Here is a 22,739-nt window from a genome sequence, read left to right as displayed (position 1 = left end):
CCAATTCCGCCACCTTCGCACTGAAAACGTTGCTTGTCTTATACAGTAAAACTGTCTTATGCAGTAAAACCGCTTTATGCGGAAAATCAGCTTATATGCTAAAGCTACTATGACATGGTGCGAAGAGAGGGACTTGAACCCTCACGTCCGTAAGAACACTAACACCTGAAGCTAGCGCGTCTACCAATTCCGCCACCTTCGCAACACTGCTTTACGCAATATCACTACGGGGGCGAATTCTAGAGGTTTTCGCGTTCACGTCAATGATTATTTCCTCTGGAATGCGGGGTTTGCTGCAAAAATCATCATCTCGCTGCGGCATTGCGCGTAAAGAGTTCATCAAGCCATTCTATAAACACCCGAATCCGCGGAGCGAGAAAGCGACCAGGCGCATACATCACGTAAAGCGGCATCGCGGGCGGCGACATTTCCGGCAGGATCTCAACCAGTTCCCCGTTTTCCAGAAATGGACGTAAACCGCGACGCGGCGCCTGAATAATCCCCAGTCCGGCACGGGCGCTGGCGATGTAGGCATCGGTGCCGTTAACCTGCAACGCACTGGGCAACATACGCGTAATGCACTCATCACCCGACATGAACTCCAGCGGATAAAGATATTCAGTGCGCAGGGAGAAATACCCGACCATACGATGCCCCGCTAGCTCATCGAGCGAACGCGGCACGCCATAGCGCGCCAAATAGTCGGCCGACGCACAGGTAATCTGCGGCATTGACGGTAAATGACGGGTCGCCAGCGTCTCGTCGTCCGTCTGCCAGGCTCGCAGCACACAGTCAACGCCTTCACGCAGCACATTAATCGCCGCATCGTTGGCGCTCAGCATCAGCGTCACCTGCGGATAGCGCGCGTAGAATTCTCCCAGCGCCGGCACAACGACCTCCCGCGCCAGCGAGTGCGGCATATCCACCCGCACTTTACCTACGGGTTGTTGCTTTTGCTGCGTGAACAGCGTGTCGATCTCTTCAATTTCCGCCAGCAATTGCAAACAGCGTTCGTAATAAACACGCCCTTCATCGGTGATCTGCACCTGACGGGTCGTGCGTTGCAGCAAACGAACCCCCAGCCGTGCTTCAAGCTGTTTGATGGTGTTGCTCACCGTCGCGCGGGGCAGCGTCAGTCGCTCCGCCGCCCGGCTGAAGCTGCCCAGTTCGACAATACGCACAAAAACCCGCATCGCCTGAATGTGATCCATCGCTGCCGCCATTGTTGGTTATTTTTGAATAGTGTTGCATAAAAAGCGGTATTTATCTTTTTTGAATAAACAACCAGACTGCTTGCACTGCCAACGAGATGAGGAAGATGACAATGCAACAACGCAAATTAGGCGTGAACGGCCCACAGGTGTCGGCGATTGGGCTAGGCTGCATGGGAATGAGTGATTTCTACTCCACGGCGCAGGATGAAAAAGAATCCATTGCCACGTTGCATCGCGCGCTGGAACTGGGCGTGACTCTGCTGGATACCGCCGATATGTATGGCCCCCACACCAACGAACTGCTGCTCGGCAAAGCAATAAAGGGCAAGCGTGAGCAAGTCTTCTTGGCAACCAAGTTCGGCATCATCCGCGACCCAGCGAACCCCCACGCCCGTGGCATCTGCGGTAAACCAGATTACATTCGCCGTTCGGTAGAAGGCAGCCTGTCTCGCCTCGGCACTGACGTTATCGATCTTTACTATCAGCACCGTATTGACCCAACCGTTCCCATTGAAGAGACGGTCGGCACACTGGCGGAGCTGGTCCAGGAAGGCAAGATTCGTTACATCGGCCTGAGTGAAGCCTCCGCAACCACGCTGGAACGTGCGCATCGCGTGCACCCTATTACGGCGTTACAGAGTGAATACTCACTGTGGACCCGCGACATGGAGGCTGAAATTCTACCCACTTGTGAACGTCTTGGTATCGGCTTTGTGCCTTACAGCCCGCTGGGGCGCGGTTTCCTGACCGGTGCGATTCGTAGCCCAGACGATCTGGCTGCCGACGACTTTCGTCGCACCAATCCGCGCTTTACGGGGGAAAACTTCGGGAAAAACCTGCAACTGGTAGAGAAAATTAACCAATTGGCGCAGGAAAAACAGGTAACACCATCACAACTGGCGCTGGCATGGGTATTGGCACAGGGTGAACATATCGTGCCGATTCCTGGCACCAAACGCCGTCGTTATCTGGAAGAGAACGTCGCGGCGCTGGATGTCACATTGACGCAAGCCGAGTTGGCTGCCATTAATGCCATCTTCCCGCCCGATGCCGCAGCAGGTGAACGCTACGGCAAGGAGAGTATGGCAGCCGTTAATCAGTAATTGGGATTACCGACGGCCTTTGCTGCCTGTACGCGGCGGGCGACCCACGGTAGCCTGATACACCTTGAAGCGTCCGGTTTGTGCCAGCACTTCATGGCTACCAAACGCCGCATCAAGCAGCGCGGGATAAGGCAGGAAAGCATTAGCGACGATACGTAGCTGCCCGCCAACCGGTAGATGGGATACCGCGCCACGAATTAGCATTTCTGCGGCTTGCAGACTGGTCTGCAAGCCGTCGTGGAATGGCGGATTGGAAACGATCATATCGAAGCGACCGTTGATATCCGAATAGACGTTACTGGCAATCACACTGCCTTCCAGCGCATTTGCCGCCAACGTTGCCTTGCTGGATTCCACCGCCGCCGCGCTGACATCGCTCAGCGTCAAGCGGATCTTCGGCGACTGCTTCGCCAACACCGATGCCAGAACACCAGCACCGCAAGCGATATCCAGCACTTTACCTTTCATGTGCGGTTCAAACGTAGACAGCAGCAGCCGGCTACCCGGATCCAGGTCATCACGACTGAAAACCCCTGGAAGCGTTTTGACCGTCACGCCGTCTGTCACATATTCATCCCACCAGTCATCCAACGTGAATCTGGCCTGCTTATCAATCCGACCGTGGTAAAGCCCGCAGCGACGCGCACTGTCGATTTTTACCAACTCAACAAAGTCAGACAGCACGGGTTCCGCGCTGCGCACGCCACTGCGGTTTTCCCCAACCACGAAGATTTCCGCGCCAACTGGCAGCAGAGACAGCAGATTACGCAGTTGGAACTCCGCTTCCTGTTTGCTCTTCGGCCAGTAATAGATCAGCGTGTCGCTATCCGCCACCAGCGCCGCATCCGCCACCAGACCATATTGAGCGTTCTCCCCAAGTGGCTTTGCCATCTGTTGCCAGTGGTGATATTGGTTGCAATGGACACGCACCGACGCCGCTTCAAATTGTGCGGGCAGGGTATCCTGCAAATCACCGGCAAACAGAACACGGCGTGAAAGAAATTCGTCACTGTGGCGCAGTATGACTTCACTGGCGGGGGTTAATGCGGACATCGGGCTACGGCTCCTTAATCATTGAGCGGGGGATTATATACGCTTCGCCTCCGAAGTTGCAGCGCGGAGAGGAAATAACCACGCCGACGTTGGCGCAGTCTGACGGGGTTTGTTAGCATAGGCACGACGTATTTTCTCGCTCGCCAGATAGGGTAACTCATGGAATCAAGACGTGACAGGCTGCTACAGCAATTGGGAATTACGCAGTGGACACTGCGTCGCCCAAGCGTGCTGCAAGGCGAAATCGCCGTCAGTCTACCCGATCAGGTGCGTCTGGTGATCGTCTCCGCCGAGCCGCTGGCCGATGATGACTCCCTGCTGGTCGATGTCCTGCACAGTCTGGCGCTGACGCCCGTGCAAGCCTACCGTCTGACGCCGCAGCAGATAGAGATGTTGCCCGCAGGCGTTCGCTGCCATAGCTGGCGGTTGGGTATTGAGGAGCCGATTGCGCTACAGGGCGTTCAGCTTTCCAGCCCTCTGCTTTCCGAACTTTATCAAAACGCCGACGCCAAACGAGCGCTGTGGCAACAGATCTGTGAACATGAACACGATATCTTCTCTGACGCCAGTTGACCTGGCACAAGCCTTTAAAATTGAACAAGTTAGCCACGCCTTTCCCTGGACGGAAAAAACGTTTGTCAGCAACCAAGGGGAACGTTATTTCAACATCAAACTGAGCCATGACGGGCAACTTGCCGCCTACGCCATCACGCAGGTCGTGCTGGATGAAGCGACGTTGTTCAACATCGCCGTGCATCCCGATTATCAGCGTCAGGGCTTGGGTCGCCAACTATTGGAACACCTGATCGACGAAATGGAACGACGTGGCATTGTGACGCTGTGGCTGGAAGTTCGCGAATCGAACGCACGCGCCATCGCGCTTTATGAAAGTCTGGGATTTAATGAAGTCTCCGTGCGCCGCGATTATTACCCGACGGCACAAGGCCGGGAAGACGCGATTCTCATGGCGCTGCCGCTCGGCTAACAATTTTCGCCTACGACATTCGCCGCTTGGCGAGTGCCGTAATGTGCGCACCATCTCGCCCTGCATTTTTTTCGACAGAAAAATCCCTACAACGTGATCCTCGCAAGTAAACCTTTGTTTCTTTTTTATTACAATCATGTTCCATTTCATGTTTCTGGTTTGCAGGCATGACATGGTTTATCCGTCATCTACGAGGAATAATATGAAAAAATACACTCTGGCTACGACGCTCCTATGCGGCTTATTCTCTCTTTCCGCTCATGCGGTACAAGTCACGGCGGTAACCGCCTCCTCTTATGATTCAGACAAAGGCCACAAGCCTGCCAATATTGCCGATGGCGACGTAAAAACACGCTGGGCGGCAAACGGTGAGAGTTGGGTTCAGTTAGAACTGGATAAAGAACAATCGGTTGAAAACTTTGTCTTGGTTCCTTTCAAAGCGGACGAGCGTAAACTGAAGTTCTCCGTCTCCTACTCCACCGACGGTAAAACCTGGAAAAAGCTGGCTGACAATCTGGTCACCTCCAACAATGCCAAAAATGGTGAAAAATTCACCTTCCCAGCCGTTAAAGCCAAATTCTTCAAATTGGATACGTTTGGCACCGATGTAAACAAATGGAGTGCTGTCAACGAGATCAGCTTTAACAGCGCCGCGCAAGTTCCGGCTCAGGCGATTAAGTAACGTTGTAAGGCTGGCCTGGTATTAAGGTCGGCCTCTTCCACTATCATTGAGCCGCACCGCTATAGGGCGTGGTGCATTTTCGCCTTGCAGCCCACACGTTGCGGAGCATTCCGTCCCCTTTCCATCAGTACCCACATTTCCCTTAGCGTTGAAATAAAAATCATTCTCAACTAAAATACGCCTGAAATTTGACCTCCTACCGCTTCATTTCAGGCACCAGACATGTCATCAGCTAATATTGATACCTCAGCAGATATGCATCAGCTTTATTGTCAGCATCATGGCTGGTTGCAGGAGCTATTGCGTAAACGGTTGGGAAATCTGTGCGATGCGGCCGATCTGGCGCAGGATGTCTTTGTACGACTCTTATTGAAGCCACGCCAGTTCGACAGCCACGCAGGGGCACGAGCTTATCTGAGCGTGATGGCACAAGGCATGTGTGTCGATCTCTGGCGCAAACGGGAAATTGAGCGCGTCTGGCTCGCCTCACTCGCCGAACAGCCGGAGCCAGTTGCGCTGTCGGCGGAAGACAGCAATATCATTCTCGAAACGCTGTATCAGGTCGATGCCATGCTGCGCGCACTGCCCGAGAAGGTGCGCGCCGCGTTCATCATGGCGCAGGTACAGGGATTACCCTATCGGGAGATTGCCGAGGCGCTGGGCGTTTCCGAGCGCATGGTGAAAAAATACATGGCGCAGGCCATGTTGCACTGTGTGCTGCTGGAGGCAGAAATAGACGCGGACGGTCAGGCTACGCATTCATGAATAACCCCAGCCGGAACAAACCCAGCTTTATTGCCTTGCAGCAGGCCTCGCAGTGGTACGCTCAACTGTGCGATCGGGAACCTGGCGATGAACACTACCACCACTGGCAGCGCTGGATGAACGAAAGCGAGGAACACCGCCATGCCTGGGAATACGTGCTCACGGTCAGCCAACGCTTCCAGCCGCTACGTGGTGACGGTCAACAGCCTGCGCTGAATACGCTGTTGCACCAGCCTGCGCCGATGACACGCCGCCGTGCGCTCAAACTCGCCGCCCTACTCAGCACGGGTTCGCTGCTGTCCTGGCTGACTTACCGTCACACGCCGCTAAAAAGCTCACTGCTGGCGATGACAGCCGATCATCACAGCGCGGTCGGCGAAATCAAATCACTGACCTTACCGGACAACACCCAACTGTGGCTGAATACCGCCAGCGCGATTGATATCCGCTACAGCGATCAGCGTCGGGAAATCGCCCTGCTGGCGGGGGACATTCTGATTGATACTGCTGCCGATGCACGCCCTTTCTTTGTTACGACTGCACAAGGGCGCTTGCAGGCGCTGGGCACACGCTTCAGCGTCGCACAGGCATCAGACACCACCACGCTAACCGTGTACCAACACGCAGTAGACGCCAGCGCCAGATATGCCTCCGCCGCACGTCGGGTCAACGCGGGCTATCACCTGCGCTTTAACGCCGACGGTCAGGGTGACATCGTGCCTAATCAGCAGAACGATGCCGACTGGTCGCACGGCGTACTACAGGCGGACAACATGCCGCTGGGAGAGGTCGTGGAGAAACTATCACGCTATCGTCACGGCTATCTGGCGTGCCAACCTGCCATCGCTGATTTACGCGTGATGGGCACCTTCCCCTTAACCGATACCGACATGGCACTGAACATGCTGGCGCAGGCCTTCCCAGTTCGCATCCGTCAGCGTTTTCCATGGTGGGTGACCGTCGAACCACGCTGATATCCCCGTCTTTCTTGGATACCACTTTTTTGAATACCGTTTTGGGGATACAGCCAAAAAATTTTCTCTTTTGGGTTCCCCTTTCTCCGCTGTCGTTCGATTCACAGTAAAACCACCAATTTTTACTCTGGGTCAGAAGGCGAATTTTCATGGCATTGATTCCATTTTTCTCTACACAGCGCACTCCTTCCAAACTGGCAATGGCCGTTCATCTGTTGCTGTGCGGCACATCGCTGCTCGCACATTCCACCGCAATCGCCGCAGAAACAGCAGCCGCCGCGGCCACCAAAACCTACGCGATTTCTGCTGGGCCACTTAACCAACAGCTAAACCAGTTTGCCGCGCAGTCAGGCGTTTATCTGGTCGGCGATGCACAATTGGCGACAGGAAAAACCGGGCCGTCCCTGCAAGGGAATTACAGCGTAGATGGCGGATTTTCGGCACTGCTGGCAGGAAGCGGGCTTCAGGTGATTCCACAGCCTAACGGCGTCTGGCGCTTACAGAGAATACCGCAGGGCGATGAAATGCTGGTCGTGGCGGGCGTCAACCGCAATGGCGTGACCGAAGGCACCCAGTCCTACACCACGCGCAGCATGAACACCGCGACACAGCTGAATCTGTCACCACGAGAAACGCCGCAGTCGGTGAGCGTTGTGGCACGCCAGCGTATGGACGATCAGAATATGACCTCGCTGGATGAGGCCATGAAGCAAACCACCGGCATTAACGTGGTCAACCAGAATAGTTTTCAGGTGAAATACGAATCGCGTGCCTTCACGATGGACAATATCAAAGAAAATGGCGTCAACCAATCGTCGCAAAATAGCGTAATGAACGCCTCTCAATCGACCAGTGAATCACCCGATCTGGCAATTTACGATCGCGTCGAAGTTCTGCGCGGCGCTTCAGGCCTAACACAGGGCAGCGGGGAACCCGGAGGTACCGTCAATCTGGTACGTAAAAAACCCACCTATGATTTTCAGGCATCTGTCAGTGCCAGCGTCGGAAGTTGGGATAATTACCGTAATGAAATAGACGTTTCAGGCCCACTCAATGAGGATGCCAGCGTACGCGGTCGTCTGGTTAGCGTTTATCAGGATAAACAAAGCTTCACCGACTACGTAGGCAGTGAGCGCAAAGTGCTATTCGGCACACTAGCATGGGATATCACTCCCAATACGACTTTCACTACAGGGATTAATTGGCAAAAAACCGATGTCGTACCCGATCTGTATGGTGTCCCTTTTGGCACGGATAAACGTAATTTGAATCTACCTCGCTCAACCTTTCTGGGTGCCAGTTGGAACCGAATTAACTTCGAAAAGATCAATCCATTCGCTGAATTCGAGCATAACTTTGACAACAACTGGGCTATCAAGAGCGCACTTAACTATACGCATGGTACGTCCAAAGAACGTTATATCGGTATCATGAATGGAACAGCAGGCGTTGATCCTCAAACAGGAGTCAGTAGGTTAAACAACGCATTGCGCTATGACAACAAGAGCGACCAATGGGGTTATAACCTCAGTGCGAGTGGTCCTTTTGAGCTATTGGGGCGTAGCCATGAGTTGGTGTTCGGCGGTGACTATCAGAAAGAGAACTTCGACAACGCGATTGGCCGTATTGCTAACATGAGCAGTGCCAATATCTATAATTGGAATCCCAACTCAGTCGCAGAGCCCGATTGGTCTAACCTTAGCCTCTACCGTTCCCGCTACAGAGAGCAATATAATATTTATCAGCGTGGGCTATTTACCACCACTCGCTGGGAACTGGCCGATGACTGGAAACTGATCCTCGGCGGCCGCTACAGTGCTTATAGCTACGACTACTATTACGATAACCATCGCAACACCAACGACAAGGAATACAGCAGCCTGCACGTTCGCGATAAATTTGTCCCTTACAGCGGCCTGCTATGGAATTTTGCCGACAATTACACCTTGTATGCCAGCTATGCTGAAATCTATAAACCGCAGAGTGCACGCGATAAGGACGATAAGCTATTGCCCGCCGTTACCGGCACCAACTATGAAACCGGCGTTAAGGGGGCGTTTTTTGACGGCGATCTGAATGCTTCACTGGCACTGTTTCGCATTATTCAGTCCAACCGTGCACTCGCCGAAGCAGACAGTTCCGTTTGCCGAGATCCTGATAACGGTTGTTCCCGTGCTGAAGGCAAAGTACGTAGCCAAGGGGTGGAACTGGATGTCACGGGGAAACTGCTTGAAGGCTGGCAAATTCAGACGGGCTATACCCTGACTAACAGTAAATATTTGGAAGCATCAGAGAGTGAGAAAGCGGCACAGTTCAGCCCGCGCACGCCGAAGCATATGTTCAAGCTGTACACTTCATACACTCTGCCGGGTGAGCTGAATCAATGGACGGTTGGTGCGGGTATGACGGCCCAAACGGGCACGCAAACCTATCCAAACCGAGTGTTTGGTCTGTCTCAGGGCGGCTATACGCTGTTTAACGCCAATGTCCGCTATCAGTACAGCAAAAACCTGAGTTTCAATCTGGTAGGCAATAACCTGACGGATAAAACCTACTTCCTGAACCTGAACAACCGCCATCGTAGCGGCAATAACTATTACGGTGACCCACGTAATTTCATGCTGACCGCGAAGTGGAATTTCTAAGCGAATGCGCCTGCCAGCCTCGGCTGGCAGGCCATCGCTCAATCCATTATGCAAACGCTTAAACGCTTTTATACGCTGGTCGCGCCTTTCTGGCTGACCACGCGTGCAACCTTGCTCTGGCTGTTACTGCTGCTGATTATGAGCCTAACGCTTTCCGTCGTGTGGATCAGCGTGCAGTACAATAACTGGAGTCGGGATTTTTACGACGCATTGGCTGACTACTTTCAGCACGCCTCAATCTACGATATGGCCGTGCGCTATCTGGCCTACACGCTGCTGTTCGTGCTGGTCATCATCTGCGGCAACTGGCTCAAGAAACAGTTAATTATCCGCTGGCGCGATACCATGACCCACCAGTATGAACAGAACTGGCTGCGCAATCACGCCCACTATCGACTCAGCGCAGGGCTGGATAACCCCGATCAGCGCATCGCGGAGGATATTCGCCTGCTGATAGAGCAAAGCCTCGAACTCCTCCTCTCGTTGCTGAAAAATACCGCCCGCTTTTTCTCCTTCATCGCCATTCTCTGGCAACTGTCCGGCGTCCATACCTTCACATTAGGCGGCTACAACATCACGATACACGGCTATCTGGTGTGGATCGCACTGATTTACGCCGCACTGGCAAGCGTGATAACACACCTGCTAGGCCACCGTCTGCACAAGCTCAATATTGAGCGTCAGCGGGCAGAGGCTGACTATCGCGCCACGCTGCTGCGGGTAAGGGATAACAGCGAGCAAATCGCGTTTTACCAGGGAAGCGGTGCCGAACAACAGCGAATGCGGCAACATTTTCTGCCTATTGTGCAAAACTGGCAGCGCCTGATGGCACGGGAATTCCGTCTGGAGAGCTTTACGACCAGCTATTTCCGCTTCAGCCTGATTATTCCGGTTTTCGCTACCCTGCCGCTGTTTCTCGCTCGTCAGGTTAGCCTCGGGGCGATCATGCAGGCACGATCGGCCTTCGGCTACGTGTTGGATGCTTTTGGCTGGTTTATTGATGCCTATCGCCAGTTGGTTCAATGGTCTTCCACGATTGAACGACTGTGGGAATTCCAGCACCGCTTACAGCAACTGCCTGTGCCAGAGGCGCCGCGTCATGAAGGGCATGCCTTGCATATCAACGCGCTATCCGTACCGCGCCCTAATGGTTCGCCGTATTTCGCCCCGCTGACGCTCAGGCTTCAAGCTGGCGAATGGGCGACGCTTAACGCAGCCAGCGGCACGGGGAAAACGACGCTGCTGCGTGCGCTGGCGGGGTTATGGCCGGTTTCACAAGGTGATTGGCGTTTCCCTACTGGCCGAGCGCTATTTTTACCGCAAAAAGCTTATTTACCGCAGGACACGCTGCGTCAGGTACTGTGTTATCCGCAGACGCAGTTAGCGGATAGCGCACAGTTGATCGCGGTACTAAAACACACTGGACTGGCCGCGTTGGTTCCTCGTCTGGACGACAACGCTAACTGGAGCCGGGAGCTATCAGGCGGTGAACAACAGCGCCTGTCACTCGCCCGTGCACTGCTACTGCGCCCAACGCTGCTTTGTCTGGATGAAGCCACCAGCCAACTCGATGACGCAGCGGCGCTTCAGTTGCTAGCACACATCAGGACTGCGCTGCCACAAACCATTGTGTTGGCCGTCAGCCACCAGCCTACCGTACAGGCCTGTTTCACACATCAGGTACGGTTAACGCCGCTCGAACCAGAGAAGGAAACGCACACAGAGAACCGTGCAGACGATCTTTCTGTTACGGTGCCAGAGGCGGATCTATCACAGGTGTCTTACGGAAAGGGTTGAAGCGAACCGTTTGAAGGAAACGGTGTGAGGGAATAGCAGGAAAAATACAGCCCGGAACGAATGTCCGGGCTCGTGTGATATTACTCGTTATCGCCCAGCAGAACGGATTCCAGCGCGATTTCGATCATCTCGTTGAACGTGTTTTGACGCTCTTCTGACGTGGTCTGCGCACCGGTACGAATGTGGTCAGAAACGGTGCAGATGGCCAGCGCTTTCGCACCGAATTCTGCCGCAACGCCGTAGATACCGGCCGCTTCCATTTCCACACCCAGGATGCCGTATTTTTCCATCACGTCGAACATCTGCGGGTCTGGCGTGTAGAACAGATCGGCGGAGAAGAGGTTACCTACGCGGACAGAAACCTCACGCGCTTTGGCAGCATCAACAGCATGGCGCACCATGTCGAAATCGGCAATCGCTGCGTAGTCGTGATCTTTGAAACGCATGCGGTTCACTTTGGAATCCGTACAGGCGCCCATACCGATCACTACGTCGCGTAGTTGCACATCTTCACGTACCGCGCCACAGGAACCCACGCGAATGATCTTCTTCACGCCGAACTCGGTGATCAGCTCTTTCGCATAAATGGAGCAGGATGGGATGCCCATACCGTGGCCCATGACCGAAATTTTACGGCCTTTATACGTGCCGGTGAAACCCAGCATGCCACGCACGTTGTTCACTTCGCGGGCATTTTCCAGAAAGGTTTCTGCAATGTACTTAGCGCGCAGCGGGTCGCCTGGCATCAATACAACGTCCGCGAAATCACCCATTTCTGCATTAATATGTGGCGTAGCCATGCGTTTATTCCTTAATTAATCAAGTTTCACGTAAAAAACGGTGTGTTTTACAGTATCGATTTGCCGTAGTCCATAGGCGACAGGCCAAAGTAGGCCGCCACCGTCTGCCCGATATCGGCGAAGGTTTCACGGTGGCCGTATGAGCCCGGCTTCACATTCGGCCCATAGATCAACACCGGGACGTTCTCACGAGTGTGATCGGTGCCGTGCCAGCTCGGGTCACAACCGTGGTCAGCCGTCAGAATCAGGATGTCATCGCCCTTCACGCGGGACAGCATTTCCGGCAGGCGACGGTCAAACAGCTCCAGCGCGGCAGCATAGCCCGGAATATCGCGGCGGTGACCGTAGGCAGAATCGAAATCAACAAAATTGGTAAATACGATGGTGTTGTCGCCCGCGCTATCCATCTCTTTCAGCGTGGCGTCAAACAGCGCATCGATGCCGGTCGCCTTCACTTTCTTCGTGATACCAACCTGCGCGTAGATATCGGCAATTTTCCCAACGGAAACCACTTCACCGCCTTTTTCATCCACCATTTTTTTCAGAATAGTCGGCGCTGGCGGTTCAACGGCCAGATCGTGACGGTTACCGGTACGTTCAAAGTGGCCAGGTTTGTCGCCGATAAACGGACGCGCGATGACGCGCCCGATGTTGTAGCCCCTTTCGGTCAGCTCTTCGCGGGCAATTTCACACAGTTCGTACAGCTTATCCAAACCGAACGTTTCTTCATGGCAGGCAATCTGGAATACGGAATCCGCAGAGGTGTAGAAGATCGGCTTGCCGGTTTTCATGTGCTCTTCAGCAAGCTGATCCAGAATCACCGTGCCAGAAGAGTGGCAATTGCCCAGATAGCCCGGCAGATTGGCACGCTCTACCAATTTATCCAGCAACGCCTGCGGAAAACTGTTCTCTTCATCTTTAAAATAGCCCCAGTCGAACAGGACAGGCACACCGGCAATTTCCCAGTGACCCGACGGCGTATCTTTACCCGAAGAGATTTCACTGGCGTGCGCGTAAGCGCCGATGATGTCCGCGTTTTCATCCAACCCAGCCGGGAACGTTCCCGTTGAGGCCTCAGCGGCTTTACCCAGCCCCAGACGGCTCAGGTTCGGCAAATGCAGCTTGCCGCTGCGCCCTTTGTCCGCCGTTCCTGCCGCACACGCCTGAGCGATATGACCCAGCGTATCCGACCCCGCATCACCAAAACGTTCTGCATCCGCACTGCTGCCGATACCAAACGAGTCAAGAACCATAATATATGCACGTTTCATTCTTTCTCTCCTGCGCAGTTCTGCGCTAACGCCCTATCTACCGACAGGGGAACATCAATTCAAAACAGCCAATAACCCACTCTGGCGATCACGCTTCTGCGCTCACTCGACGGTAGACCATCGGGGTCTTTTCTGGCGCCGTATCGCCCAGTTGGATTGCGGCGCGAACCTCATTCGCCGCCTGCTGCCATTGCGCTTCCGTATTGGCATGGATCACCGCCAGCGGGCGTTGCGCGTCAACGCGCTCACCTAGGCTGATCATGTTATCCAGACCGACGCTGTAATCGATCGTATCGGTAGCCTGACGGCGTCCGCCGCCCAGCGAGACGACGGCCATGCCCAACGCACGGGTGTCCATCGCCGTCACAATACCTTCACACGTCGCGAACACCGGCTTACTTAATGTCGCCACCGGCAGGTAACGATCGTAGTGTTCGACAAAATCGCCCGGGCCACGCTGTGCGGCCACCATGCGGCCAAAGACTTCAGCAGCTTTGCCGTTATCCAACACCGTTTGCAGGCGTGAACGCGCGTCGTCTGCCGAGCTTGCCAGCCCACCCGCCAGCAGCATCTCGCCACAGAGTGCCATAGTAACATCATACAGGCGCGGATTGCGGCTCTCTCCCGTCAGGAAACGCACGGCTTCCCGCACTTCCAGCGCATTACCCGCGCTGGAAGCCAGCACCTGATTCATGTCCGTCAACAGCGCGCTGGTGCGGCATCCCGCGTTATTCGCTACGCCGACAATCGCCTGCGCTAATTGCTCGGACAGTTCATAGGTCGGCATAAATGCCCCCGACCCCACTTTGACGTCCATCACCAGCGCATCCAGCCCTTCAGCCAACTTCTTCGCCAGAATCGACGCGGTGATCAGCGGGATGGAATCAACCGTGGCGGTAATGTCACGCGTGGCATAAAAACGTTTATCTGCCGGAGCCAGCGAGGAGGTTTGCCCAATAATTGCGACGCCAACCTGCTGGATGATGCGACGAAAATCGTCATCGTTCGGGAAAATATCCAGCCCTGGAATCGCTTCGAGCTTATCCAGCGTGCCGCCGGTATGCCCTAAGCCACGTCCGGAGATCATCGGGACATAGCCCCCGCAGGCAGCGACCATCGGCCCCAGCATCAGCGAAGTGACATCACCCACGCCGCCAGTAGAGTGTTTGTCCACCAGCGGGCCGTTCAGGTTCAGACTCTTCCAGTCCAGTACCGTGCCGGAATCACGCATTGCCAGCGTCAGTGCCACACGTTCGTCCATCGACATGTCATGAAAATAAATGGTCATCGCCAGCGCCGCAATCTGGCCTTCGGAAACGGTATTGTCACGAATACCATTGATAAAGAAGCGGATCTCTTCTTCGCTTAGCGCTTTTCCGTCACGCTTCTTACGAATAATTTCTTGAATCAGAAACAAGGTCTGTACTCCTGATGAATTCTGATGTGGCTCAGCAACCTGTCGCTGCGAGCACATTTGCTGTGAACAAAATCGTACGTTGTGTGCACGTAATAAGTAGCCACCTTGCGGAGCGGCGGTTCCATGGCCAAGCGTGTTCAGCAGGTTCGCCAACAGACTGGACGCACCAAAGCGAAAATGCTGCGCCGCCGCCCATTCCGCGCCTATGATATCGTCCGCCAGTTGCAGATAGATGGCGGCATCTTTCGCGTTACGCACGCCGTATGAGGGAAGTTGGTGGCCGTCGCGATGCGGATATCCGGTGTACCTTGCTCACGCAGGGTCTTTTTCACCAGAGGGCTAAAATGTAGATAGATACAGATAGCAGCCGTTTTTCCGGCCGGGCTGTTCGCCTGACGGCAGAGCGCAGTCACTTTTTCATCCGTATCATCTTCATTCAGCGTGGTTAAATCCATCAGTGCCAGCGCACGCTGCGCGGCCGTGGTCAGCTTGGTCATACAACTCTCCAACTCGTCAGCCGGTCTAACCGGCCTGAACATTAACTGGTGCAAAACCAGCACGTTTGGCGAGCGGACTTGGTTCCTTGAAGATAGCGCTCAGGAGAAACAACCTGTAGCGGCACCGAGCTCCTTCTCACCGCAATCAACCTTCCTCTACAATTCATCCTGTGATGATGCCAACATCGAAAGAAACGGCTTAAAAACTTGACCCAGTCAGACATTTGAACACGCCATGACAGACTATTTTGTGCATTCATTCACACTTGATGTAAGAGAAATGCAATAGATAGTGATTATATGTGATTTTAATCACATGTACTTCCCTGAATAAGGTCAGTCTGGGGGATCATGCTGACAGCATTGTTTACAGCACATGGGCACCGACTACCTATTGAACCAATGCGGGCACTCAGCAACTTAACGCCAGTGGCAGCCAGCGCGAGCGGTATATATCGCTTCAGTGCCATACGTTTTTCCCTATCCGTAAAAGAAATAGATGTCTTTGAATAACAGCCAGTAATGTGATGCCGTGTCCATTCTTTGAAAGGCAAGTGGTTTGAAATACTCGTTATTTGAAATACGATTGGTGTGAGGTGCTATTTATGTTTAGCTGGGACAAATCACTTTTTCAAACAATAATCTACAGAACACACCATGACTGAACACACCGAACATTCCCGCTGGTATCTGTACATGCTGCGCACGGTCAGCGGAGCGCTGTATACGGGGATCACCACGGATGTCAGCCGTCGTCTGAACCAACATCAAACGGGGAAAGGGGCAAAAGCGCTGCGGGGAAAAGGGGAATTAACGCTGGCGTTTCACTGTTTGGTGGGGGATCACTCCAGCGCACTCAAACTGGAGCATCGCATTAAGCAACTCAGTAAAAGCCAAAAAGAAAGGCTGGTACAAGACCAGCCTAAGACACTATGCATTTCAGACACGATGTATTGATTCGCTATCAACTAGAGAAAGCGGTTAAAGGGTGCGGCGTATTCAACCAGCCCGCTCGCGCTTGCAAAGCCGCTTTCGCTCTCAGCGAGCCCTTCGCCGACAACATGGTTGTCCGCCAGTGGGTAGACCTGAAAAGCCGACTCACTGTCTGGCCAGCGACAATGCAGTTGGTGCTCTGTCGCCGGAACGAAGCCAAAACGAGAATAGTACGCTGGCTCGCCCAGCACGACGACGGCGGTGTAGCTAAATTCATTCAGCGCATCCAACCCTTCGTAGACCAGCTTCTCTCCCACGCCCTGTCGGCGCAGACTCGCTTCTACCGCCAGCGGCGCAAGCGCCACCCACTGTCGATCTTCACCGTCGATCAACACAGGGCTGAATGCCGCGTAGCCCACTACGCCGCCTTCATCGTCGCTTGCCACGACGCCGAGCGTCAATAAGCCGTCTTCACGCAGTTGATGCACCAGATCCGCTTCTGCCCCAGTAGGAAAAGCACGGCGCAATAAGCTGTCGATCCCGGCGGCATCAACGGGAATTTCCACCCGAACTAGCATGATACTGGCGCGTGATTCGCTGGTTGCACTGCGCCCTCCTGTAAGCCGGCTTCCACAAAGTTTGCCAGTTGCAGCAGGCCAATGCGCAGCGGCGCAGGCATGGCTTCCAGCTCAATGGCGTCCATCAGGTTCTTCACATACAAACCTAACTCGGTATCGCCCTCAATACGCAGACGACGCTGGAAAAATAGCGTATCGGGATCTTCTTTACGCGCGGCGATCAAAATCAGATCGTTCGCATCCGCACTGAAGCTGACATCCGGCGTCTCATCATGGCTCACCGCCAGACGACCATCGCGCAGCGTCATAAACCATTGCAGGCCAACGTCACGCACCTCAATTTTCAGCCAGCGGCTTTCGAGAAATGCCAGATCGCCCTCTTCCAGCGCCTGACGGAACTGCCAGCCCAACATCTGTTCCAAAACCTGACGCTGTAGCGCAAAAGGGGTGAACTTGAGTGGCTTACCTAATAAGCTCGGTCCCTGACGCACAATCTGCGCTCGTAGTTTTTCCAACACTGGCGTACTCCTCTTAAAGCAGTCTGACTGTTCAGATAATCTGCAAGCATTTTGCCACATCCACCGCAAGCGGAAGAGGTCTATGTCAATAATTTAGTCGGTTATCCGATTATGCCCAACAGATTTTGTCCTAGCGCGACGATTAGCATCATAAACTGCCTTAAATCAAAGTCCTTACCGAATGGGTTAATTAAGATTCCCAATCGTTAACAACATTCATCGACTGATAAAAATCGTCGAGGCGGTTCTCAATATCGCCTGCGGCGGCGCGCAGCATGGCAGGCAGAGTGCCGGGCATTAACTGCGAGTCAGTCTGAACATCATTGATCGTACTGAGCCCCTGCGGCCCTGAAGGGATTAATGAAGGATTGTGTATGGAACTGCTTTGCCCCGCCGGTAACCTGCCGGCACTGAAAGCTGCCATCGATAATGGCGCAGATGCGGTCTATATCGGCCTGAAGGACGACACCAACGCACGTCATTTTGCCGGGCTGAATTTTACCGATAAGAAACTCCAAGAAGCGCGTGAATACGTGCATCGCCACCGGCGTAAGCTGCATATCGCCATCAATACGTTTGCTCACCCGGACGGCTATCAGCGCTGGCAGCGCGCCGTGGACATGGCGGCACACATCGGCGCCGACGTGCTGATCCTTGCCGATCTCGCGATGCTGGAATATGCCGCCGAACGCTATCCCCACATCGAACGCCACGTGTCAGTACAGGCGTCGGCGACAAACACCGAAGCGATTCGTTTCTATCATCGTCATTTTGATGTCTCACGTATTGTGCTGCCGCGCGTGCTGTCCATCCATCAGGTGAAGCAAATCGCCCGCACCAGTCCGGTGCCGCTCGAAGTGTTCGCCTTCGGTAGCCTGTGCATCATGGCGGAAGGCCGCTGCTATCTCTCTTCTTATCTGACCGGTGAATCACCGAATACCGTAGGTGCCTGCTCACCCGCGCGATTTGTACGCTGGCAGCAGACGGAAAACGGCATGGAGTCGCGCCTGAACAATATTCTGATCGACCGCTATCAGGACGATGAGAACGCCGGTTATCCCACACTGTGCAAAGGCCGCTATGTCGTCGATGGGCAGCGCTATCACGCGCTGGAAGAACCCACCAGCCTGAATACACTGGAACTGCTGCCTGAGTTGATGGCTGCCAATATTGCCTCCGTGAAGATAGAGGGTCGCCAGCGTAGCCCGGCCTACGTCAGCCAGATTACGCAGGTGTGGCGGCAGGCTATCGATCGCTGCCGCGCCAATCCTGAGACATTCGTGCCAACGCAGGCTTGGATGGATGCGTTAGGTGCGGTGGCTGAAGGTACGCAGACCACACTCGGCGCTTATCACCGTAAATGGCAGTAGCGGGAGAACACATGAAATACGCATTAGGGAATATCCTCTACTATTGGCCGAAAGAGGACATCGAGACGTTTTATCAGGCCGCAGTGAGCAGCAGCGCCGATATCGTCTATCTCGGCGAAACTGTGTGCAGCAAGCGCCGACTGATGAAAGTGGCAGACTGGTTCAATGTGGCCCGTGAAGTCGCCAGCAGCGGCAAACAGGTGGTGATCTCGACGCTCGCGCTGTTACAGGCTCCGTCTGAACTCACGGAACTGAAGCGCTATGTGGAAAACGGCGAATTTTTGCTGGAAGCGAACGATCTGGGTGCAGTTAACATCGCCGCTGAACGCCATTTGCCGTTTGTCGCCGGACACGCGCTCAATTGCTACAACGCTTACACCCTGCGAGTCCTGCACAAACAAGGCATGGTGCGCTGGTGCATGCCGGTCGAGCTTTCCCGTGACTGGCTGAAAAACCTGCTGAATCAGTGTGACGAGCTTGGCTTTCGCCATCAGTTTGAAGTGGAAGTGCTCAGCTACGGCCATTTGCCGCTGGCCTATTCCGCCCGCTGCTTTACCGCGCGTTCAGAAGATCGGCCAAAAGACGAATGTGAAACCTGCTGCCTTAGCTACCCACAGGGCAGAAAAATGCTGTCGCAGGAGAACCAGCAGGTCTTTGTCCTGAATGGCATCCAGACGCAAAGCGGCTATTGCTACAACCTCGGCAACGAGCTGACATCTATGCGGGATCTGGTCGATATTGTCCGGCTGTCGCCAAACGATATCGGCACGCTAGCGATGCTGGATAAATTCCGCGCCAACGAACAAGGCACTGCACCATTAGCGCTGGAAAATCAGGCCGATTGTAACGGCTACTGGCGCCGCGTCGCTGGCCTTGAGCTTGTTCCCTAACCCACATTCTATCTGGGCGGCACGCCGCCCTTTTCCCTCAATCGCACCTTTGAACTACGCGGTGTTGCGACATTCCCTCATACTGCTCTGACTTTCATCATTGACTGACGGCATTAGCATCCATCGAATGGATGGAGTCAGTGAACAACAAAGTGAGCCATATTATGTCCACACCTTCTCAATCCACTGTGTTTTCCGTCCTCGATCTTGCGCCTATTCCGCAAGGTGCGACAGCGCGTGACGCCTTCCATCGCTCGCTGGATCTGGCGCAACATACAGAAAAATGGGGCTATCACCGCTATTGGCTGGCTGAACACCACAGCATGACCGGTATCGCCAGCGCAGCAACATCCGTGCTGCTCGGCTACCTTGCCTCGGGAACGGCGCGCATTCGTCTCGGATCTGGCGGCGTAATGCTGCCAAACCACTCACCGCTCGTCATCGCCGAGCAATTTGGTACGCTGGAGTCGTTGTATCCCGGCCGTATCGATTTGGGATTAGGCCGAGCGCCCGGCACCGACCAGCGCACCATGATGGCGCTGCGCCGTCACCTGAATGCCGATATTGAAGATTTCCCACGCGATGTGCAGGAATTGCAACGCTACTTCGCCGATGCACAGCCGGGCCAGCCAGTACAAGCCGTTCCGGGACAAGGTTTACACGTGCCGATCTGGCTATTGGGTTACAGCCTGTACAGCGCGCAGTTAGCCGCAAGACTGGGATTACCTTTTGCCTTCGCCGCCCATTTCGCGCCCGATATGTTGCTGGAAGCGTTCCGTCTCTATCGCGAGCACTTTATTCCTTCAGCCACCCACACCAAACCTTACGCAATGGTGTGCGTCAATGTGGTTGCGGCAGAGAGCGATCGGGATGCGCGTTTCCTCTTTACTTCGATGCAGCAGCAGTTCATCAACCTGCGCCGCGGCACACCGGGCCCACTGCCCGCGCCGGTAGAAAACATCGACACAGTCGGATCACCAGCCGAACAGTTTGGTGCGGATCAGGCATTACGGTTATCGATCGTTGGCGATCGTGCCAAGGTACGTCATGGATTGCAGAGTCTTCTGCGAGAAACACAGGCGGATGAAGTGATGATCAATGGTCAAATATTTGACCATCAGGCACGCCTGCAATCATTTGAAATTGCGATGGATGTCCGTCAGACGCTGTAATACACATTGATGGATTGGCTTTAGCCAAAAAAAAAACGACCCTGAAACGGGTCGTTTTGCATTGAAGCTGATGTTATTACAACAGCCTGTATTGAAACAAGCTGAAGTGAAGCTTACGCGTCAGCAGGACGACGACGTGGAGCGCGTGAAGCACCGTCACGGTTATCACGGTTGAAAGAACGTTCGCGACGCTCACCACCGTTACCTTCACGACGTTCACCACCGCCGAAAGAGCGACGTGGTGCTGCGCCATCACGGCGTTCGCCACCAGGACGGCCACCGCCACGACGTTCATGCGGCTGAGCATCACCCAGCAATTGCATGTTCATCGGCTTGTTCAGAATACGCGTGCGGGTAAAGTGTGATAACAGGTCGCCCGGCATACCTTTCGGCAGTTCGATCGTCGAGTGAGACGCGAACAGCTTGATGTTACCGATGTAGCGGCTGCTGATATCACCTTCGTTGGCAATGGCGCCAACAATGTGACGAACTTCAACACCGTCATCACGACCTACTTCAATACGATACAGTTCCATTTCACCCGCATCACGACGCTCACGACGTTGCGGACGGTCACCGTCACGGCTGTCACGAGAATCGCGAGGATCACGACGACGCTCGCCACGTGAATCATCACGGTCACGGAATTCGCGACGAGGACGGAAAACGGGATCCGGTGGCAGAATCAGAGGACGTTCGCCCTGTGCCATTTTCAGCAGCGCAGCAGCCAGCGTTTCGATATCCAGCTCTTCCTGCGGTTGCAGCTTCGTCAGCAGCGCGCGGTACATATCCAGATCGCTGCTTTCCAGCTGCTGCTGTACTTTAGCGGCAAACTTGGCCAGACGGCGTTGACCCAGCAATTCAGCATTTGGCAATTCCACTTCAGGAATAGTCAGCTTCATTGTGCGCTCAACGTTGCGCAACAGGCGACGTTCACGGTTTTCAACAAACAGCAGAGCACGGCCCGCACGACCCGCACGACCAGTACGGCCAATACGGTGAACGTAAGACTCGGCATCCATCGGGATATCGTAGTTGACTACCAGGCTGATACGCTCAACGTCCAGACCACGCGCCGCAACGTCGGTCGCGATCAGGATATCAAGGCGGCCATCTTTCAGACGCTCTAGCGTTTGCTCACGCAACGCTTGGTTCATGTCACCGTTCAGCGCGGCACTGTTGTAACCACTACGCTCCAGAGCTTCAGCCACTTCCAGCGTCGCATTCTTGGTACGAACGAAAATAATCGCCGCATCAAAATCTTCCGCTTCCAAGAAGCGCACCAACGCTTCATTTTTACGCATACCCTGCACAGTCCAGTAGCTCTGGCTAATGTCTGGGCGCGTGGTAATGCTGGACTGAATGCGAACTTCCTGCGGATCTTTCATGAAACGGCGCGTAATGCGGCGAATCGCTTCTGGCATGGTCGCAGAGAACAGCGCGGTCTGATGTTCAGCCGGGATCTGCGCCATGATGTTTTCAACATCTTCGATGAAGCCCATACGCAGCATTTCATCGGCTTCGTCCAGTACCAGACCACTCAGGTTGGACAGATCCAGCGTACCGCGTTTCAGGTGATCCAGCAGACGCCCCGGCGTACCCACGACGATCTGCGCACCCTGGCGCAGCGCGCGCAGTTGCACGTCATAGCGTTGACCGCCGTACAGTGCGACAACATTCACGCCGTGCATATGTTTGGAGAAATCATTGCAGGCCTCTGCTACCTGCACCGCCAGCTCACGGGTCGGCGCCAGCACCAGAATCTGTGGTGCTTTAAGTTCAGGTTTCAGGTTGTTCAGTAATGGCAGAGAGAACGCTGCAGTTTTACCGCTACCGGTCTGTGCCATCCCCAGCACATCGCGACCGTTCAGCAGGTGAGGAATACATTCCGCCTGAATCGGAGACGGTTTTTCATAGCCCAAATCAGTCAGGGCATTAAGGATAGAGGTGTTCAACCCCAAATCGGCAAAAGAAGTTACTAAATCAGTCATGTACACGTGCCTCATTACACATGGCGGCCAGTCTACATAACTCGTCGTGAAAATTTTCAGTCATTTTCATTGAAAAGTGTGAAC

The 22,739-nt window shown here is 54.3% G+C and carries 21 protein-coding genes, 1 tRNA gene and 1 pseudogene; 12 read left to right on the top strand and 11 right to left on the bottom strand.

What is annotated here, in order from left to right; genetic code table 11:
• Positions 1 to 115 precede the first annotated feature (115 nt).
• Positions 116 to 202, bottom strand: a tRNA-Leu gene (locus H0247_RS13155).
• A gap of 103 nt (positions 203 to 305) precedes the next feature.
• Positions 306 to 1,211, bottom strand: a complete 906-nt coding sequence (locus tag H0247_RS13150; RefSeq protein WP_180742937.1) for a LysR family transcriptional regulator — start codon at positions 1,209 to 1,211, stop codon at positions 306 to 308.
• A gap of 113 nt (positions 1,212 to 1,324) precedes the next feature.
• On the opposite strand from H0247_RS13150, the gene H0247_RS13145 reads away from it, so the two are divergent.
• A complete protein-coding gene (locus tag H0247_RS13145) occupies positions 1,325 to 2,317 on the top strand; it encodes an aldo/keto reductase (RefSeq protein WP_180742936.1) in 993 nt (330 codons plus the stop codon).
• 6 nt (positions 2,318 to 2,323) lie between these two features.
• Here H0247_RS13145 and rsmC read toward each other — a convergent pair whose 3' ends face one another.
• Entirely contained in the window at positions 2,324 to 3,370 is a 1,047-nt protein-coding gene (rsmC, locus tag H0247_RS13140) for a 16S rRNA (guanine(1207)-N(2))-methyltransferase RsmC (RefSeq protein ID WP_180742935.1), read from the bottom strand.
• Between the two features lie 159 nt (positions 3,371 to 3,529).
• Between rsmC and H0247_RS13135 the strand changes: the two genes are divergently transcribed.
• The 7 genes from H0247_RS13135 (at position 3,530) to H0247_RS13105 (ending at position 11,218) form a co-directional block, all read left to right on the top strand.
• A complete protein-coding gene (locus H0247_RS13135) occupies positions 3,530 to 3,943 on the top strand; it encodes a DNA polymerase III subunit psi (protein ID WP_180742934.1) in 414 nt (137 codons plus the stop codon).
• Positions 3,912 to 4,355, top strand: a complete 444-nt coding sequence (gene rimI, locus H0247_RS13130) for a ribosomal protein S18-alanine N-acetyltransferase (RefSeq protein WP_180742933.1) — start codon at positions 3,912 to 3,914, stop codon at positions 4,353 to 4,355. Before H0247_RS13135 ends, rimI begins: the two co-directional genes overlap by 32 nt.
• Positions 4,356 to 4,557: 202 nt before the next feature.
• A complete protein-coding gene (locus H0247_RS13125; protein WP_180742932.1) occupies positions 4,558 to 5,037 on the top strand; it encodes a discoidin domain-containing protein in 480 nt (159 codons plus the stop codon).
• A 222-nt stretch (positions 5,038 to 5,259) separates the two neighbouring features.
• Entirely contained in the window at positions 5,260 to 5,802 is a 543-nt protein-coding gene (locus tag H0247_RS13120; RefSeq protein WP_180742931.1) for a sigma-70 family RNA polymerase sigma factor, read from the top strand.
• On the top strand, positions 5,799 to 6,776 hold the full coding sequence (locus tag H0247_RS13115) for a FecR domain-containing protein (protein ID WP_180742930.1): 978 nt from the start codon (positions 5,799 to 5,801) through the stop codon (positions 6,774 to 6,776). Before H0247_RS13120 ends, H0247_RS13115 begins: the two co-directional genes overlap by 4 nt.
• A 149-nt stretch (positions 6,777 to 6,925) precedes the next feature.
• Positions 6,926 to 9,421 (top strand): TonB-dependent receptor, encoded by a 2,496-nt coding sequence (locus H0247_RS13110; protein WP_180742929.1) that lies wholly within the window; start codon positions 6,926 to 6,928, stop codon positions 9,419 to 9,421.
• A 48-nt stretch (positions 9,422 to 9,469) separates the two neighbouring features.
• Positions 9,470 to 11,218 carry an ABC transporter ATP-binding protein/permease gene (locus H0247_RS13105; protein ID WP_180742928.1) on the top strand — a complete coding sequence of 583 codons (1,749 nt, stop codon included), beginning with the start codon at positions 9,470 to 9,472 and terminating at the stop codon, positions 11,216 to 11,218.
• A gap of 80 nt (positions 11,219 to 11,298) precedes the next feature.
• Here H0247_RS13105 and deoD read toward each other — a convergent pair whose 3' ends face one another.
• The 4 genes and pseudogenes from deoD to H0247_RS13085 all read right to left on the bottom strand — a co-directional run.
• Positions 11,299 to 12,018, bottom strand: coding sequence for a purine-nucleoside phosphorylase (gene deoD / locus H0247_RS13100; protein WP_180742927.1), 720 nt, complete (start codon positions 12,016 to 12,018; stop codon positions 11,299 to 11,301).
• A 47-nt stretch (positions 12,019 to 12,065) separates the two neighbouring features.
• The gene (gene deoB / locus H0247_RS13095) at positions 12,066 to 13,289 is read right to left on the bottom strand and encodes a phosphopentomutase (RefSeq protein WP_180742926.1); all 1,224 of its coding nucleotides are present in this window, start codon (positions 13,287 to 13,289) and stop codon (positions 12,066 to 12,068) included.
• Between the two features lie 88 nt (positions 13,290 to 13,377).
• Entirely contained in the window at positions 13,378 to 14,706 is a 1,329-nt protein-coding gene (gene deoA / locus H0247_RS13090; protein ID WP_180742942.1) for a thymidine phosphorylase, read from the bottom strand.
• A 96-nt stretch (positions 14,707 to 14,802) separates the two neighbouring features.
• Positions 14,803 to 15,203: pseudogene (locus H0247_RS13085) on the bottom strand (hypothetical protein); the annotation flags it as partial.
• A 657-nt stretch (positions 15,204 to 15,860) separates the two neighbouring features.
• On the opposite strand from H0247_RS13085, the gene H0247_RS13080 reads away from it, so the two are divergent.
• Positions 15,861 to 16,160 (top strand): GIY-YIG nuclease family protein, encoded by a 300-nt coding sequence (locus H0247_RS13080; protein ID WP_180742925.1) that lies wholly within the window; start codon positions 15,861 to 15,863, stop codon positions 16,158 to 16,160.
• A gap of 11 nt (positions 16,161 to 16,171) precedes the next feature.
• Here H0247_RS13080 and H0247_RS13075 read toward each other — a convergent pair whose 3' ends face one another.
• Together H0247_RS13075 and H0247_RS13070 are read right to left on the bottom strand one after the other, a co-directional pair.
• Positions 16,172 to 16,714 carry a GNAT family N-acetyltransferase gene (locus H0247_RS13075; protein ID WP_180742924.1) on the bottom strand — a complete coding sequence of 181 codons (543 nt, stop codon included), beginning with the start codon at positions 16,712 to 16,714 and terminating at the stop codon, positions 16,172 to 16,174.
• Positions 16,708 to 17,232, bottom strand: a complete 525-nt coding sequence (locus H0247_RS13070; RefSeq protein WP_180742923.1) for an SCP2 domain-containing protein — start codon at positions 17,230 to 17,232, stop codon at positions 16,708 to 16,710. The genes H0247_RS13075 and H0247_RS13070 overlap by 7 nt, the downstream gene beginning before the upstream one ends.
• Before the next feature lie 374 nt (positions 17,233 to 17,606).
• Between H0247_RS13070 and H0247_RS13065 the strand changes: the two genes are divergently transcribed.
• The 3 genes from H0247_RS13065 (at position 17,607) to H0247_RS13055 (ending at position 20,664) form a co-directional block, all read left to right on the top strand.
• Positions 17,607 to 18,602 carry a peptidase U32 family protein gene (locus H0247_RS13065; protein ID WP_180742922.1) on the top strand — a complete coding sequence of 332 codons (996 nt, stop codon included), beginning with the start codon at positions 17,607 to 17,609 and terminating at the stop codon, positions 18,600 to 18,602.
• Positions 18,603 to 18,613: 11 nt separating this feature from the next.
• Positions 18,614 to 19,492 (top strand): U32 family peptidase, encoded by an 879-nt coding sequence (locus tag H0247_RS13060; protein WP_180742921.1) that lies wholly within the window; start codon positions 18,614 to 18,616, stop codon positions 19,490 to 19,492.
• A 164-nt stretch (positions 19,493 to 19,656) separates the two neighbouring features.
• Positions 19,657 to 20,664 carry a luciferase-like monooxygenase gene (locus H0247_RS13055; RefSeq protein WP_180742920.1) on the top strand — a complete coding sequence of 336 codons (1,008 nt, stop codon included), beginning with the start codon at positions 19,657 to 19,659 and terminating at the stop codon, positions 20,662 to 20,664.
• Positions 20,665 to 20,777: 113 nt separating this feature from the next.
• On the opposite strand, the gene H0247_RS13050 is transcribed toward H0247_RS13055, so the two are convergent.
• Together H0247_RS13050 and yrbN are read right to left on the bottom strand one after the other, a co-directional pair.
• Positions 20,778 to 22,655: a DEAD/DEAH family ATP-dependent RNA helicase gene (locus tag H0247_RS13050; RefSeq protein WP_180742919.1), complete on the bottom strand. Its 1,878-nt coding sequence runs from the start codon at positions 22,653 to 22,655 to the stop codon at positions 20,778 to 20,780.
• The gene (yrbN, locus tag H0247_RS20030; RefSeq protein WP_225088091.1) at positions 22,648 to 22,719 is read right to left on the bottom strand and encodes a protein YrbN; all 72 of its coding nucleotides are present in this window, start codon (positions 22,717 to 22,719) and stop codon (positions 22,648 to 22,650) included. The genes H0247_RS13050 and yrbN overlap by 8 nt, the downstream gene beginning before the upstream one ends.
• Between the last annotated feature and the right edge of the window lie 20 nt (positions 22,720 to 22,739).

This window comes from Pectobacterium sp. CFBP8739 (assembly GCF_013449375.1).
GTDB lineage: Bacteria > Pseudomonadota > Gammaproteobacteria > Enterobacterales > Enterobacteriaceae > Pectobacterium.
This window is presented reverse-complemented; position numbering and strand designations above follow the sequence as displayed.